This is a genomic window from Streptomyces flaveolus, from assembly GCF_014648815.1.
Lineage (GTDB): Bacteria > Actinomycetota > Actinomycetes > Streptomycetales > Streptomycetaceae > Streptomyces > Streptomyces flaveolus.
The window spans coordinates 571,160-585,903 of record NZ_BMRV01000003.1 but is presented as its reverse complement, the minus strand read 5'-3'; the positions used below and the strand labels follow the sequence as shown (position 1 = coordinate 585,903).

Sequence of the window (14,744 nt, the reverse complement as noted above, 5' to 3'; positions counted from 1 at the left end):
ACGGCGTTCGGCGGCATGCCGGCCGCCGACACCGGGGGGCTGGGCGAGGGCGGCCAAGAACGGGCCCGGCCGGGCTGACGAACGTCCGTACAAAAAATGAAGGGGCGGGGGCAACCCTGCACCCGCCTCACGGGTCACACAGACATCACTATGTTCTACGTGTTCCATGTCGGTCCGGAAAGGGCCCCTCTCTCTGTGATGACTCGTACCCGCGTGGGAGCGCTGGCCCTGACGGCCGCTCTCGCCACGGCCGGCGGTCTGCTCACCGCCACCCCGGCCTCCGCCGCCTGCGCCTCCCCCGTCTGGACGGCGCAGTACTTCGGCAATGCCACCTTCAGTGGCACGCCCAAGCTGACCGCCTGCGACTCGGCCATCGCCGAGAACTACGGCTACGGCGACCCGGCCGGCGTCACGCTGCCCAACGACAACTTCTCCGTCCGCTGGTCCCTCACCAGGGACTTCGGATCCGGCGGCCCCTTCCGGCTCTCTGCGGCCACCCAGGACGGCATGCGCGTCTACGTCGACGGCGTGCGGAAGATCGACCTGTGGAAGAACGTTTCCGCCACTGTCCGCAAGACCGTCGACCTGACCATCCCGTCCGGCAAGCACACGATCCGCGTGGACTACGTCGCCTGGACCGGCTACGCCTCCGCCGCCTTCACGTACGCCCCGCGCACCGAGGCGACCGTCGACACCGTCAAGCCGCTCGCGCCGACCGTCGTCACCACCGCGTACGACAAGACCACCGCCAGGACCACCCTGCGCTGGGCCGCCAACAAGGAGATGGATCTCGCCGGGTACCGCGTGTACCGCCGGCTGAGCGCCACGAGCTGGGCCAAGGTCAGCGGCAGCTCCCTGCTCACCTCTCCGTCCTTCGTCGACGCGCCGCCCGCGACCGGCCAGACCTTCCTCTACGAGGTCCGGGCCGTCGACAAGGCCGGCCGCGAGTCCACCGGCAGCCTCGACGTGACAGCCACCACCGTCGACCGCACCGGCCCGGCCGCCCCGACCGGTCTCAAGGTCGTCAGCGACGCCTGGTGGGCCACCCTGAACTGGCAGGCCGTCGGCGACGCCGCGAAGTACCAGGTGTACGCGGCCTCCGCGGCCACCGGCCCGTTCGAGCTGCTGGACACGACGACCATGACGTCGTACCGGACCGACGCCCCCGTGAACGCGAACCAGTACTACCGCGTCCGCGGCGTCGACGCGCTCGGCAACCCGGGGGCGTATGCCGCAGTCACCGGTGACGGCGTCGACCGTACGCCGCCGGCGTCCCCGACCCGCCTCAACTCCGTGGCCCGTCCCGGCTACACCGCGGTGTACTGGACGGCGCCCGGCGGCCGCTGGTCCGAGGACTACGACAACGGCGGGCACTACCGCGTGTACCGCTCGCCCGGCAAGACCTTCGACCCGGCCGCCCGCACCGAGGTGACCTGCGCCGACGAGGGGAGCAACGAGGCGGGCAACGGGGGCGCGTGCGTCGACCTGGACATGCCCGTGAACACGTACGTCACGTACGCCGTCACGGCGGTGGACCCGGACGGCAACGAGTCGGCTTACTCCGTCCCGCTCGTCGTCCGCACCGGCGACAGCGTGGCGCCCGGCCCGGTCACCGGCGTGAAGGTCACTCCGCGCGGCGACGGCATGCTGGTGAGCTGGGCCGCCTCGCCCGAGGACGACATCGACGAGTACGTGGTCCGGACGGGCGTCCGGCAGGCCGACGGCACGGTCAAGTGGCTCGACACCTCCCGTTGCTCGGAGGGCACGAGCAACCCGCTCGCGATCCTCTGCGGCGACCTGCCGGACGGCGAGACGCACGTGTACGCGGTGACGGCCAGGGACCACTGGAACAACACGCTGCTTCCGAGCGACCCGAAGGTCACCGTGGTCCAGGCCACCGAGCTCGACGTCCGGCCGTCCGTGACCGTCACCCGGGACTGGAACCTCGGCAGCGTGGGCCACAACGCGACGGCCACCCGTCCGTCCGTCGACTGGCAGTGCACGGACACGGCCCGCTGCGCCACGGTCACCGGCTACCGCGTGAGCCGGTGGAACCCGGTGACCAAGGCGTACGAGCCCCAGCACCGCGACCTGCTCCCGGCGAACGCCCGGACGTGGGAGGACGCCACGGCGGCGAAGGGGAACACATACTTCTACACGCTGGAGGCCGTGACGGCCGACAACGCAGTGGTGGGTACGTACCCCTGGTACACCGTCTTCCAGGACCGGGTCTAGGGACGGCCCAGGACTGGGTCCAGGACCCGCTCCGACTCAGTACCCAGACGGCCGCCTCCTCCGGGGAGGCGGCCGTCTGTGCGACTTCGGCCTCGGGCACCGCACCGTGCGTTCATCGCGCGCGTACAGGCGACGCTTCACGCTCAGGGGCCGCTCGGCCCGCGCCGCCGCTTGTGGCCGGAAGCTTGAGCTCGGGCTCCGGGTTGGTGGTGTCGCCGTCCTTCTTCAGTCCCGCAGCGAGCACGTTCATCGTCGGCATCGGACGATGGCCAACCTGCCCTACCTTCCGGCCGCCTTCATGGCCGAGCACCTCAGCACAGAACTCCAGCACTTCCCGAGAAAGATCACTGAGCGTCACATCCGCAACTGGCCGTACGTGGGGAGATCCACGTGGCCGCTGTCAAGCGTCCACGTCATGGCGGATGCCTTCCACCGTCTCTTGTGCTCGCCACGGGCTGGCCACGGCTGCCGGACGCGGACCGGTTGCGTACATTCCTGGACCTGACCCGCTCCCTCGGCCATAGGCTCTTCCCCCATGTACTCCGCGTTCATGGACGACAAGTCTCGACAGCACTCGGTGCCCCAGAACGGCTGCGCACTGCACGGTCAGCGAAGGCTCTGGACTGCGTAGAACGTGCCGATTCCGGCGGCGAGGGCGCCGAGCAGGAGCCGGAGGGCCGTCTCGGGCAGGTGCGGTTGAAGGCGTGCGCCGAGGTATCCGCCGAGGAGGCCACCAGCACCGCAGGAAAGGCCCAGCAGCCAGTCGGGGGCGACGTCGCCAGTGACGGCGAGGGAGAGCAGCGCGTAGGCGGCCGCGCCAACGATGGAGGTCACGAAGGTGGAGGCCAAGGCGGCGGGTGCGACGGTGGCGACCGGTGCGCCGCGGCCGACGAGGATCGGGCCGAGCAGTGAGCCGCCCCCGATTCCGTAGATCCCGCCGGCCACGCCGACGGCCAGGGCCATCGACGTCGTCGCGCGAGGCGAAGGCTGATCGCGGGTGCGGTGTGAGGCCGGGCGTACGGTCCGCAGCCACAGCCACAGCCCGAGCGGCAGGAGCAGCGCGGCTGTGAGGAGGCGGAAGACGCGCGGGCCGGGAACGGCGAAGACACGGATCACGGCGCCGGCGACGACGCCGGGAACTGTGCCCGAGATCAAGAGCCGGGGCAGCGGTCCGCCGAGCCGTCCGGCCCGCCAGTAGCGCAGGAGGGCACCAGGGCCGGCCACGACGTTGTAGAGCAGGTTGGTGGGTGTCACGGCCGGGCTGGGCACTCCCAGCACACTGACCTGGACGGGCAGCAGGAAGACCGCTCCGGAGACACCCACGGGGGCGGTGATGACGGATATCAGGAGCCCGGCAGCGAACCCCAGCAACGCCATCGGCCACTCCACGACGTCCCCCTCGGCACTCTCACACCGTCACCCGGAACAGGCTCCGGATCAGGTGCCTCCCGTTCTCGCGAACATCGGCCCCGCCCCGATCCAACCGCCTCCTGAGACGGTGAACAACTGCCGTCCACACTCGTGAACAAGGCCGGTCCGGGGCGGGGCCGGCTCTGGTCCGGTCAGCAGCTTTCGACCTGCGGCAGCGCAGCGCCTGGATCCAGTTCGCATGCCCTGGTCCCGTGAACAGGCTCAGCAGCGCGCTCGCCACGACGACGATGCCCAGTCCGCCGTGTGCGACGGGCAGATCGGCCCTGACCGCCTCTCGCAGGGCATTGCGCGATGCCCGCGAATCACCGGGCCGCCTTGGTGTCAGCGACGGGTTCTTCAGGCCACTGCTGCATCGTCCTCCCCCGTTTTGCCTCCTCACGGAGCCTAACTGCTGGGACGCACGTCTGGCGGTGGCCGGTCGCCCCGGCCGTGGCACGCCACGGGTCGGGGCGGGCCCGGGTGGCGTGGTACGCCGCCATGAACTCTCCGATGAGGAGTGGGAGTTACTCGCTCCGCTCATTCCAGGGGCCCGCGACGGGTCGACCGCGGATGGAGGACCGCCGGGTGATCAACGCCATGGTCTACGAGATACGAACCGGGATCTCCTGGCGTGGCCGCTATGTTGAACGGCGTGAGCGATATCGAACTTCGGCATGTGCGTTCTTTTCTCGCCGTGGCCCAGGAACGCTCGGTCACCGGCGCCGCGGCCGTGCTGCACCTGACTCAGCAGGCGGTTTCGAAGCACATCCGGCATCTGGAACGTGCCCTCGACGTGGTCCTGCTGGTGCGCACCTCGCGTGGTGTGCTGCTCACGGCCGCGGGAGAGGAGCTTGCCGCCGGTGGCGCGGCTGTCGTCGACGACATGGACCGCCTGGCCCGACGGGTCCGCGCCGTGGCCGACGCGGAGGCGGGGATTCTGCGGCTGGCCTGCTGTCCTGCCGCCACGGCTTTGTTCGCCATCGATGTGGCCGAGGCACTGGAGGCGACCGTCCCCGGTCTGCGCGTGACCCTGAGCGGCGCGCAGCATCCCCGACAGGAGGTGGAACTCCTCGGCGGAGGGCAGGCGGACGCCGCGTTCATGTGGCTGCCGGTGGGTGACGTCGGTGTGCACCACTCGGTCGTGCGCACCGACCCGCGAGCCGCGGTGGTGTCCGCCCGGCATCCCCTGGCCGACCGCTCGGCAGTGTCGCTTGCCGAGCTCGCCGGCGAGCCGGTCATCCGGCCCGATGTCCTCGCGTCCCCGGAGGCCGAACGGTTCTGGGTGGCGGACCCGCGGCCCGACGGCAGCCCGGCACGGTGCGGCCCCGTCGTCCCGTCGGTGGAGGACTGCCTCCTGGAGGTGGGCCGCGGACGCGGCATCTGGCTTCCCCCGTACCCGCTGGCCGCCGTGATGCCCGCCGGCAACGTGCGCTGGATCCGGGTCACCGACGCGGAACCCTTCCAGCTCGCCGTCGTGTGGACCGATCACGCTCCCCAACCCCTGATCACCCGCCTGGTCGCGGAGGTCGGGACCGTCATCGGCCGCGACCGTGAACGCCGCGTCGTCTAAGGTCTCCTGGTCAAGCGGGGCGCGGCCGCGGGCCTGGGCCGACCGCGAATCCGGCCGAACGCAGCGCGGTCAGAGCCTGTTCCTCGCGCTGCTCGGGGACCAGTACGAGATCGGCGTGGTATGTCGACACCGTGAACACCGGCACCCCTCGGCGCGCCAAGGGCACGAGGACCGCTGCCAGCAGCCCCGGCTCGTCGAGACCGTGATCCGGCGTCGCTTCGTACAGTGCGATCCAGCGGGCGGCGACGGGTGTCGCGGGACCGACGGGTCGGACCACCGTCAGCCCGTCGGGGGCGCGTACCAGGGCCAGCCAGTCGTCGTTGTCGGGCGCGGACCCGTCCGGGCGGTGTTCGAGGGTGAGGACGGTGTCCAGCACGCGCATCCGCCGCGCCCGGCGGCTCGGGTCTGCGCCTACGTCGATGGTGAAGGCCACGCGCGCAAGTCCCGGACCGTCGTACTCGGGGAGGGGATCGGAGGAGTTGAAGCCGAGCCGGGTGTGGAAGCTCCGGGAGGCGGTGTTCCCCGGGCTCGTGACGCAGTGCACGAAGCTGCGGTCGTGCGTCCGGGCGAGCGCGAAGAACGCCCGGTACAAGGCCTGTCCGACGCCTTGGCCGTGGAGCGCCGGATCGACGCCCGCGAAGTGGATGTACGCGGTGTCCGGCTCGGTCTGTGACAGGAAACCGACCAGGAAGGCCGCGAGTTCGCCGCCCGGGCGTTCGACGACGAAGCTGGTCGTGGCGAAGTGCTGGAAGTACAGCCGGGGCAGCAGCAACGCTCGCTCGACCGCCCCGGCCTCACCTTTGAATCCGCCCCACCAGGCGTCCAGCACGGCGAGGACCCGGTGATGGTCCTCGGCCGTGGGATGCCGGGAGACAAGCCCGGCGGGAAGACCCGTGATCACCGCAGAGCCCTCACCTCCGTGCGCACTTGTCGGGATCACGACAGCCCCGCACTCGCCAGAGCGGTCATACGGTCGGCGAAGCCGTGCGCGTCGCCGAACCACACCGCGAGGTGGTCCGCCCCCGCATCCGCCCAGGCACGGACCTCGTCGACGATGTCCTCGACCGGGCGGGCCGAGTCGGACCATTCGGTCCGCGCGCCTGCCGCCACCGCGCGTCCCGCCTGCGCGCGCAGGGCCGCCACGCGTTCCGCGAACACCGCTGGGGTGTCGGGCGGGCTCTGCCAGAGGTCGGCCCATCGCGCGGCACGGCGGAGCGCGGCCGGCGAGGTGCCACCGACCATGATCTTCAGGCCCGGTCCGGGACGCGGCGCGAAATTCCCGGTGGCGAACCCGAACCTCAAGCCTTCGAACGGCCCGACGCCATGGTCGAACAGATGTCGCAGCAGGCGTAGTGACTCGTCGGTCCGCCCGGCCCGGTCCGTGAAGTCCGCTCCGGTGCTCGCGAATTCGGCCTGGTCCCAACCGAGTCCGATACCGAGGGTGAACCGGCCGCCGGAGAGCCGGTCGAGCGTCGCGGCCTGCTTGGCCACCACGAACGGATTCCGCAGTGCCAGCAGCAGGACGGAAGTGCCCAGCCGGATCCGGGTAGTGGCGGCGGCGATGTGGGAGAGCGTCACCAGCGGTTCGTACACCCCACCGTACGGACCGCCGTACTCCTGGGGCGGCAGGAGGTGATCCGGCAGCCACACGCCGGCGTAGCCCGACTCCTCGGCCCGCCGCGACAGATCGACGAGCAGCCGCGGATCGAGGTCTACGGACTCATTGGGCAGGACGACATGCAGTTCCACGGGATCCTTCCGGTGCCCGACCGGGCGATGGTCCGGTCGGGCGGTCGCGGGTGTCAGGCGTAGGTGAGTTCGGCACGCGTGATGGCGTCGCCGTTGACGGTGAAGGCGTAGTGCGCGGCGAACCCTCCCTTGCCTCTGGGGGTGAAGCGGACGAGCAGGCGCTGGTAGCCGTCGCGGTTCTCGGTGACCGCGCTCACTGTGAGCGTGCCGCCGATCACTTCGGCCTCGGCCCAGCGGCTGATGGCGGCTTGTCCGCGGATGCTGCGCCCGACGTCGACGATCTCGGCATCGGAGGTGAACGCGCGGACCAGGCCGTCGAGATCCCGGTTGCCGACGGCATCGACGTAGGCCTGCACCGGTGGCAGCAATCCGGTGGCCCGCGTCTCCGTCCGGTCGTCCGGCGCAGGTGCCGTGGGCCTGACCGCGACGGGGACGCCGGGGGAAGCGGTGTCGTCGCCGGACCGGCTGTTGGAACAGGCCGCCAGCACGGCCGCGGACAGGACCGCGGCGCACACGGCAGCCGAAAACCGTCCGCCGGTGGGCGACCGTGGGCCGTGGCCGGTCACCGCGCGCTCCCGGCGGCCAGGGCGGCCAGGTCCTTGTTGCCGTCGGCCCAGGTGGCGGTCATCACCACGCCGGTGATGCGCCAGCCGCCGGGAGTGCGGGCCAGATCGAAGCGGTAGGTGCCTCCGAGGGTCCACAAGGGGGCGCCGAAGGGGTGGGCGAGCCGATGGGTGGCCTGGAACGCGGCGGTGCACACGGCGGTGTCGCCATCGACGTCCACAAGGTGGTTGGTGATCAGATGCTGGGTCGAGTCGTAGCCTCCGAGCACATGAGACCAGCCGGCCACGATGTCGGAGACGGGCAGCTCGGCGGGTTCGCCGCCGTTGAGGCTGGTGTAGTCCAGCCGGACCGTGGGCGCGAAAACGTGCTGGAGAAGGTCCCATTCGCGCTGGTCGGCGTGCCAGGCCAGACGAGTGCAGGTCTCGATGACGGCGAGGCGGTCTTCGACGGTGGTCATGTGCTCTCCGTTCATGGTGTCGGGGTTCCGGTCCGGCCGCCGGGGGCGGCGGCCGGACCAGAGGAATCCGGGCCCGGACACACCTGGGCCGCCGTTGCGGGACTCAGCCGCGCAGGGTGCGGTCGAAGTGCGCCGCGGCACTGTCCGCAGCGAGCGTGACCTGTGGCTCTTGGTCGTAGAAGTCGAACTGCGTGCCGGACGTCCACACGATGTCCTTGGGCCCGGGGAGTCCTGCGTGGAAGCGGCGAGCGCCGTCGGGGACGGCCGCGTCGTCGCTGTGCACGATCAGCGTCGGCCGGGTCACCCGGGGTGCGAGGGCGATGGCGTCGTACGTCAGCCAGTCGCGCCACGCCATCAGCGCGAAGCGGTTGGGCCAGGCGGGAATCCCGCCGCGGTCCGGGTTGAGGTAGAAGTCGATCTCCATCGGCATCGCGGCACGCGGGTCGGTCGCGCTGACCACCGGGACATACTCGACTTCGCCGGTCGCCTCGTACTTCTCCCGGGCGGCATCCGCCGAGCCGATCAGCTCGGCCACCTTCCCCGCGCCGCCGTACGCCGCTTCGCAGATGTCCGCGTCGTGCAGCCATGGGGCCGCCAGCGCCAGGGACCTCAGACGGTCGTCCTCGACGGTGGCTGCCGACATGTACATTGCCGCCGCGCAGATTCCCAGCGCACCGAGCCGGTCACCGTCGATCTCGGGCCGGGCGGCGAGGAAGGTGAGGGCGCTCCTGATGTCGGCCACCTTCCGTTCCGGCGTCTCGACATCCCGCGGTTCGCCCTGCGACTCACCGAACCCGGTGAAGTCGAAGGACAGCGCGGCGAAACCACGGTCGGCGAGCCGCTCGGCGTAGCGGTCGGCCATCATTTCCTTCACGCTGGTCCAAGTCCCCGCCACGATCGCCGCCGGCACAGGCGCGGAAGCGTCCGTCGCGTCGGGCAGGTACAGGTTGCCGATCAGCGTCACACCGCCGGCATCGAACGTGACCTTCTCCAAGGTCGGCATGGTTCTTCCTCTCGGGTTCAGATCGAGTGGGTCGCGGACGCGGCCACGCCGCGGCTCTACGGGGCGCAGGCCACGGGCAGCGTCGCGGGGTTCTCCGCCGACAGCTCGGCGGAGACCGCCTTGATGTTCTCCTCGACGATCGTGGGCAGCGACGCCACACGGGGATAACGGGGGTACTGCCGCTCCAGGGCCGCGACGATCGACGCACGATCCGCCTCGCCGACCGCCGTGCCGTCGGCCGACGTCGGGGCCATGGCTTCGCGCACGAGCCGGCGGAAGTCCCGGAGGTAGACACGCTGTTCCTCGAACATGCCGGCTGCGGCGGCCGGCGCACCGTGGCCCGGATAGACGGTCCGCACGCTCGGAAAGCGCTCACGCAGCCGGTCGAGGTTGACCAGCCACCCACATGAGTGGCCTTCCAACAGGGCCGGAGTGACTCGGTTGCCCACCAGGTCGCCTGCATAGAGTGCTTGGAAAGCGCGGTCGTAGTAAACGGTCGCGGTGTCCGACTCGCCCTCGGAGAATTCGGCGGTCTCCAAGCGCAGCCCTCCCGCGTCGATGGTGCCGCCGGGCCGGAAGGTCTTTGTGGCGTAGGTCAGTTGCTCGGGAAAGTCGTGGTCGGGAACCGTGCGGGTGAGCGGGTAGAACCCGCGCGGGTCTTCCCGCATGACCTTGTCGGTCGCGGCCGATGCGTAGACCGGTGCCTGCGGGAACGCTTCGTGGAAGACCCCGCCGCCGCCCACATGGTCGGGATGGGAGTGGGTGAGCAGGATCGCGGCCACCGGCCGCCCGGTCCGCTTGACCTGCTCGACCGCCTTGCGCGCATCAGTCAAGGTGCGCAAGGTGTCGACCACGACGAGGCCCTGCGGCGCGGATATCCAGTACGCGTTCACCGAACCTGGGTTGGGGGACGCGAAACGACCCACGAGGTCCGCGGCGCCCACCGCTGCAGGCGCACGCGGCGCGCGCGCCGACGCCGTGCCGGCCGGGTCGAGAGGGGCCCCTCCCCGCGTGGCGTCGCGGGCGGCGCCGCCGCTTCCGGGATCTGCACAACCAGCGGCCGCCACCGCGACCGCCAGCGCGGCCACCGTGGTCGCGACGCGTCGGGCGAGTCGGTCGCCGAGCACAACCCTTCCGGACGAGGTCATGCTGTTCCTCCTTCTTTCCTGTGGGCGCGCCGAAGACACGCAGCACATCGGCCGGCAGGGCTGATCGGTGACAGGGAGGCTTGCTGTGACGGGGGCGTTGTGGGCCCTCCCTCGTGAGTCGATGCGTCCTACCGGACGGTGACCGCCTCTGACGGCGCCCCCCGCGACAAGATCTTCACAGCAGCAGGCACCGTCGAGGAAACAACGATGCGCTGTCGCCTCCACAACAAGCTGGTGTAGCGGGTCCGGATCCCCTGTCGCAGTGGCTTCGTCCCGAGCGGCCACGAGAAGGTGCACCCGCTGAACGACAGCCGGCGGGAGCCGCAGTCGGAGGGGGTGAGCCTCCGGCCACGGGGCGAATCCGGCGTTCCGCCGCGCGAGTTTCCTCGGCGGAGCAGCCGTCCGGTGAGCGGTCGCGGAACACGCAGCGGCGCGTCGTCCGGGGTGGGCGAACCGGTCGCCGGACGCGAGTCCGCTGTCGCTATGTGAATCCGCTGGGCGAGTCGTCGAAGGTCAGGTGGGCGAGTTCGAGGGCCAGGAGTACCCACTGACCTTCCACACGGCGTCGGTCGTCGACCGCACCGGCGAGAGCGTTGTCCTGTGTCACGCCCACCACCCTGGGTCGCTTTCACCCGCGAACGCCGGCATGGGTACGGAGAGGAGTTCCTCCCGCCTCCATCGTGGGCCTTCACCTTCACCGAAGCGGCGGGCTTCGTGGTTCTCAGCGACGCACCACTCACCACACCCCTCTCCGCCCTGGACACTTCCGTTCTCGGACCGGAGGAATGGCGTCAGGTTCGCTCCCACCGCATCACCACGTTCGGTCCACCTCCTGGGACCGATCACCCCGTCGGCCGTGAGGCCCGGCTGATCTGGAAGTTGCGGACCGCGGTGGGCTGTGCCGGAGCCGTAGATCCCTCCGCACACCGGGGTCGTATCCGGTGGCGGTTACCTCACCCGCGTACTGGTGGATACGCTGCTGGTCCGCCCCCGTTGTTGACGCGGCTGACGGGCGGAGTCCGTCCAGTGCCGTGTGGTAACGGGGCGGTCGTAGGCGTGGAGGAAGTCTGCCAGGGCTTCAGGCCGCTCGGTGTTCGAGGTGTGGGGCCGCAGGTAGGCCCGCGTCAAAGGCGCAACCCTCCACTCGGTGACATCCGACCTGCCGGGAGGTTCCCGCGGGACGGTTGCGGGCGGAGGGAGGGCAGGGTCAGGTGCCACCAGTCGGTCAGGCGGTCGTCGAGGACGGTCGTGCCCTCGATGGCCTCGGTGATGGTGCACAGGCCGAAGAACGCGCGCACCAAGGTACGGGCCGTGCGGGCGGGGCGGACGCGCTCGTTGACATGCCCTGCCAGCCGGGCCTGCGCGAGCAGTCGCGTGGCGGCGGCGGTCCACAGCGCGAAGGGGTCGGGAACGGGAGCCTTGATGACGGCGCGTTCGGCCCACAGACGGGCTCCGGCACGCGTCACGGGATCCCGGGTGAGGGCATGGGCGATTTCATAGCTGAGGGCAACGAGCCGTTCGAGCGGGGGGACCGTCTCGTCTCCGTAGCGTGCAGCGAGCTGAGACCAGGTGGCGAACCGGTCCTCGACGACGGCGACGGCGATGCCCTCCTTGCCGGTGTAGTGGAAGTAGACCGCACCGCTGGTCCGGCCCGACCTTGCGCTTATGTCGTTGACGCTGGTGGCCGCGTATCCCTGTTCAGCGAACAGCTGGGCAGCCGCTTCCAGCAGTGATCTGCGGGTTACCTTCGCCCGTTCCTGCAACGTTCCGTCCGCTCTCGCTCTGTTCTCATGCCGGTCACGAACTTAGTGCGCCAGCGTACGCCCGGAGTGCAAAACGGGCACTTTCGTGCGGTAATTACGCAGTTCTTTCGAATGCGAACGCGTGCGAGTGGTAACGGACACAAGGCGCTCCTGGACCCCGCGCAGCCGAACAAGCGTGACAACTGGCGTGCGGATACGTGAGATTGACGGTTTCGACGGCTGCGCCTCGGCTGTCGCCGCACGGCCATACGCCTGTTTCCGGCGCCCATCGAGTCACCGAAAAGGGTTATTGCCCGATTTGCCTGGACGGAAATAACGTAGCGGAAACTATCTTTCCGTTTCCTGCGGATACGGAAATGCCGCATGCGTACCTGCGAAGGCATGGGAGGCCCCGTGACCACCTCGGACCACGATCTGCTCGACTGGTCGCCCGAAGCCGTCGTCTTCGACTGCGACGGCACCCTGATGGACAGCGAACGCCACTGGCAGGAGGCTCGCATCCGGGCCTTCCGGGAGCACGGACTCCCGCCACCGCCCGGGTTCGCGGAGCAGGCCCTCGGTCTGCACTACGAGGACTGCGGCCGGCTCATGGCGCAGTCCGTGCACAAACCCGAACTGACCGAGGACCTGACAGCCGCGCTTCTCGACCACTTCCTGGCGCTCGTCACCGACGAACCGGTGACGATGCCAGGTGCGGTCCGGCTCGTACGGCTGCTCTCCGGCCGGTTGCCGCTGGCGGTGGCCAGCAACTGCCCGAGGGTCGTGGTCGAAGGCAGCCTGGAACGAGCCGGGCTGCTCGCGCACTTCCAGCACCTCGTCGTTCCCGACACCGGGGACCGCGTGCGCCCCAAGCCGCACCCCGACGTGTACGCCGTGGCGGCCCGGCTCTGCGGTGTCCCCCCGGACCGGGCTCTGGCGGTGGAGGACTCCCTGACCGGCGTGGAAGCGGCCCGCCGGGCCGGCCTGCGGATCCTGGGCGTCGGCCCCCGGCCGCAGGGCGACGGCGCCACCCGGGCCGACCTGTGGTTACCGGCGCTGGACGCCCCTGAACTGCTGGCCTGGGCCCACGCCCTTGACGGCCCGCGGGGGACGCAAGGGCCTTGACAGCCCGCCGAGGTCCGGCACTCCAAGCGCTCGCACTCCCCGGTGGACACGGACGGCGGCACGCTGGTGCGGCAGGAGTATGCTCCGCTGCCCCACAGAGTGCGGCAGCAAGGGAACCAGCGGGGCTCCGGTGCTTATGATTCGAGGCGTCGGACACCTTCCTCAGCGGCGCGGGAGCCCTATCCGTCGTGCCTCTCACCCCACGGAGATCCCGGCCACGCCGCAGAAGCTCGGCCGACGTGAACCCGGCGGACGAGCGCGATCAGGGAAGGTCCTCCGCGGAAGCACCACAGGGCGATGACCGGATCACAGATGGCGCATGCCAGGGACGAGTCGTGGTAGAACGGCAGGATCGGATTGCCCTTGAGGTGGTGGGCCATGTCCCAGGCCGTGTGGAGCAGCCAGCCGACGCCGATGAAGGCCCAGGAGTCCAGGCCGCGGTAGGCGACGTAAGCCAAGAGTGCGACAAATGCGAACTCCCACGGGCCGAATCCGCCCCCGCTCAGATAGGCAGCGCCGGCTCCGCCCACCATGATCGCGTTGAAGTGGCGTCGGTGCGGTTCCTTGATCAGGGACATCAGCAGGCAGTAGATGATGCCGACGATCACCGGTGACACAAGATTCATGAGGGGATGACTCCTTTCTCCTGGGTGCGGGCCGAATCGCCGCGGTCGAGCTGTCGCAGCGCGAGCAGCCCGCCGGCGCCCGGAACGAGGGCCAGGACCTTGACGGCGGCCCGGGCCTGCTTGATGCGCCAGGTCGTGATGACGACGAACAGGTAGGCGCAGCCGTGGGTGGGGCCCATCAAGGATGAGACGGGCTTGAGGTGGATGGTGAACACGTTGGTCAGCATCACGACGAGGGAGATCAGCTCGGCGTGAGCCGCGATGCGCAGATGGAATGGAGGCCGGAGGTGCACGGTCATGCCCCCGTGGTGGAGCCGGGACGGATGATCATCAGTACGGTGACGGTGGCCCAGAGCAGGTTGAAGATGCCGGTGATCATGGCGAGGCGGCCCGGCGTCAGGGGGTTCGGTGCCGGCGACTGCAAGGCGGAACCCGTTGTCTCGGCCAGAGCGCGGTCCTGGGCGGGCAGGATCAGGAGTGTCAGTACGCCGGCGGCCGTCGCGGTCAGCAGGATCGAGGCGATCAGCCAGGCGTCGCCGAGGACACCGAGACTGCTGGCTGTGGCGAAGCCGAAGAGGGGAACCGCGATGCCGATGCCCGCGTAGATGCGGCAGATGCGGTGCAGCGTCTGCAGAGTGGTGCGGGCGCTACTGTCGTCGGCGTCGCCGAGGGCGCGGCGCAGCGTTGCGGGAAACATGCTCGCGGCGACGGTGACCGGGCCGACGGCGATGATGGCGGCCAGGACGTGCAAGGACAGAAGAAGCTTGGTCACGCCTGGTGCTCCGGGGTGATCTGGCGTTCGCCTGTGACCTTGGAAGACGGAAGGCGGCCGGCCTTGGCGGTGCCCTGGAGGGTGTCGTCGTTCGCTGTCACGTCGAATGTCAAGTTCAGCCGCATGGGCTTGGTGATGGCCTGCTTCCACGTGAGCCGGTCGCCGGCAAGAGTGACGTCGGCGAGTACTGCTTCCTCGCCGGCTCCGTGGGCGACGCCGGTCAGGATGCCGTCCTGCTCGCAGAGTGCCACCACGGCATTGATCTTGCCGATGGGAGTGAAGATGGACAGGTTCCAGGTGCCTTCGACGGACATGCTGAAAGTTCTTCCTGACTGTGCAAGGG

The 14,744-nt window shown here is 70.0% G+C and carries 16 protein-coding genes; 3 read left to right on the top strand and 13 right to left on the bottom strand.

The genetic code is table 11. The annotated features are described in order from the left end of the window. Window positions 1-198: 198 nt before the first annotated feature. Window positions 199-2,235 (top strand): PA14 domain-containing protein, encoded by a 2,037-nt coding sequence (locus IEZ05_RS10435; protein ID WP_189229722.1) that lies wholly within the window; start codon window positions 199-201, stop codon window positions 2,233-2,235. 606 nt (window positions 2,236-2,841) lie between these two features. Here the strand turns inward: IEZ05_RS10435 and IEZ05_RS10430 are convergent. After that, entirely contained in the window at window positions 2,842-3,612 is a 771-nt protein-coding gene (locus IEZ05_RS10430) for a TSUP family transporter (protein ID WP_189229721.1), read from the bottom strand. A 685-nt stretch (window positions 3,613-4,297) separates the two neighbouring features. On the opposite strand from IEZ05_RS10430, the gene IEZ05_RS10425 reads away from it, so the two are divergent. After that, window positions 4,298-5,215 (top strand): LysR family transcriptional regulator, encoded by a 918-nt coding sequence (locus IEZ05_RS10425; protein ID WP_189229720.1) that lies wholly within the window; start codon window positions 4,298-4,300, stop codon window positions 5,213-5,215. A 10-nt stretch (window positions 5,216-5,225) separates the two neighbouring features. Here the strand turns inward: IEZ05_RS10425 and IEZ05_RS10420 are convergent, their stop codons facing one another. The 8 genes from IEZ05_RS10420 to IEZ05_RS10390 form a co-directional block, all read right to left on the bottom strand. Beyond that, window positions 5,226-6,116 carry a GNAT family N-acetyltransferase gene (locus IEZ05_RS10420; protein WP_189229719.1) on the bottom strand — a complete coding sequence of 297 codons (891 nt, stop codon included), beginning with the start codon at window positions 6,114-6,116 and terminating at the stop codon, window positions 5,226-5,228. Between the two features lie 35 nt (window positions 6,117-6,151). Continuing rightward, on the bottom strand, window positions 6,152-6,964 hold the full coding sequence (locus IEZ05_RS10415) for a TIGR03619 family F420-dependent LLM class oxidoreductase (protein WP_189229718.1): 813 nt from the start codon (window positions 6,962-6,964) through the stop codon (window positions 6,152-6,154). A gap of 53 nt (window positions 6,965-7,017) precedes the next feature. Further along, window positions 7,018-7,479: a nuclear transport factor 2 family protein gene (locus IEZ05_RS10410; protein WP_189229717.1), complete on the bottom strand. Its 462-nt coding sequence runs from the start codon at window positions 7,477-7,479 to the stop codon at window positions 7,018-7,020. A gap of 47 nt (window positions 7,480-7,526) precedes the next feature. Then, window positions 7,527-7,985 carry a nuclear transport factor 2 family protein gene (locus tag IEZ05_RS10405; RefSeq protein WP_189229716.1) on the bottom strand — a complete coding sequence of 153 codons (459 nt, stop codon included), beginning with the start codon at window positions 7,983-7,985 and terminating at the stop codon, window positions 7,527-7,529. Window positions 7,986-8,088: 103 nt separating this feature from the next. Then, window positions 8,089-8,988, bottom strand: coding sequence for an alpha/beta hydrolase (locus IEZ05_RS10400; protein ID WP_189229715.1), 900 nt, complete (start codon window positions 8,986-8,988; stop codon window positions 8,089-8,091). A 56-nt stretch (window positions 8,989-9,044) separates the two neighbouring features. Beyond that, entirely contained in the window at window positions 9,045-10,136 is a 1,092-nt protein-coding gene (locus tag IEZ05_RS10395; protein ID WP_189229714.1) for an MBL fold metallo-hydrolase, read from the bottom strand. Between the two features lie 481 nt (window positions 10,137-10,617). Beyond that, a complete protein-coding gene (locus IEZ05_RS36765; protein ID WP_268255172.1) occupies window positions 10,618-10,743 on the bottom strand; it encodes a hypothetical protein in 126 nt (41 codons plus the stop codon). A gap of 517 nt (window positions 10,744-11,260) precedes the next feature. Continuing rightward, window positions 11,261-11,899, bottom strand: coding sequence for a ScbR family autoregulator-binding transcription factor (locus tag IEZ05_RS10390; protein ID WP_189229713.1), 639 nt, complete (start codon window positions 11,897-11,899; stop codon window positions 11,261-11,263). A 393-nt stretch (window positions 11,900-12,292) separates the two neighbouring features. Here IEZ05_RS10390 and IEZ05_RS10385 point away from each other — a divergent pair, with 393 nt between their 5' ends. Then, a complete protein-coding gene (locus IEZ05_RS10385; RefSeq protein ID WP_189229712.1) occupies window positions 12,293-13,003 on the top strand; it encodes an HAD family hydrolase in 711 nt (236 codons plus the stop codon). A gap of 179 nt (window positions 13,004-13,182) precedes the next feature. Here IEZ05_RS10385 and IEZ05_RS10380 read toward each other — a convergent pair whose 3' ends face one another. Genes IEZ05_RS10380 through IEZ05_RS10365 form a run of 4 tightly spaced genes read right to left on the bottom strand, consistent with a single transcriptional unit; the run spans window position 13,183 to window position 14,715 of the window. Next, window positions 13,183-13,629: a DUF6010 family protein gene (locus tag IEZ05_RS10380; RefSeq protein ID WP_229869650.1), complete on the bottom strand. Its 447-nt coding sequence runs from the start codon at window positions 13,627-13,629 to the stop codon at window positions 13,183-13,185. After that, window positions 13,626-13,928: a DUF3817 domain-containing protein gene (locus tag IEZ05_RS10375; protein WP_189229711.1), complete on the bottom strand. Its 303-nt coding sequence runs from the start codon at window positions 13,926-13,928 to the stop codon at window positions 13,626-13,628. Before IEZ05_RS10375 ends, IEZ05_RS10380 begins: the two co-directional genes overlap by 4 nt. Beyond that, a complete protein-coding gene (locus IEZ05_RS10370; RefSeq protein ID WP_189229710.1) occupies window positions 13,925-14,401 on the bottom strand; it encodes a DUF2269 family protein in 477 nt (158 codons plus the stop codon). The genes IEZ05_RS10375 and IEZ05_RS10370 overlap by 4 nt, the downstream gene beginning before the upstream one ends. Next, a complete protein-coding gene (locus tag IEZ05_RS10365; protein WP_189229709.1) occupies window positions 14,398-14,715 on the bottom strand; it encodes a hypothetical protein in 318 nt (105 codons plus the stop codon). Before IEZ05_RS10365 ends, IEZ05_RS10370 begins: the two co-directional genes overlap by 4 nt. Between the last annotated feature and the right edge of the window lie 29 nt (window positions 14,716-14,744).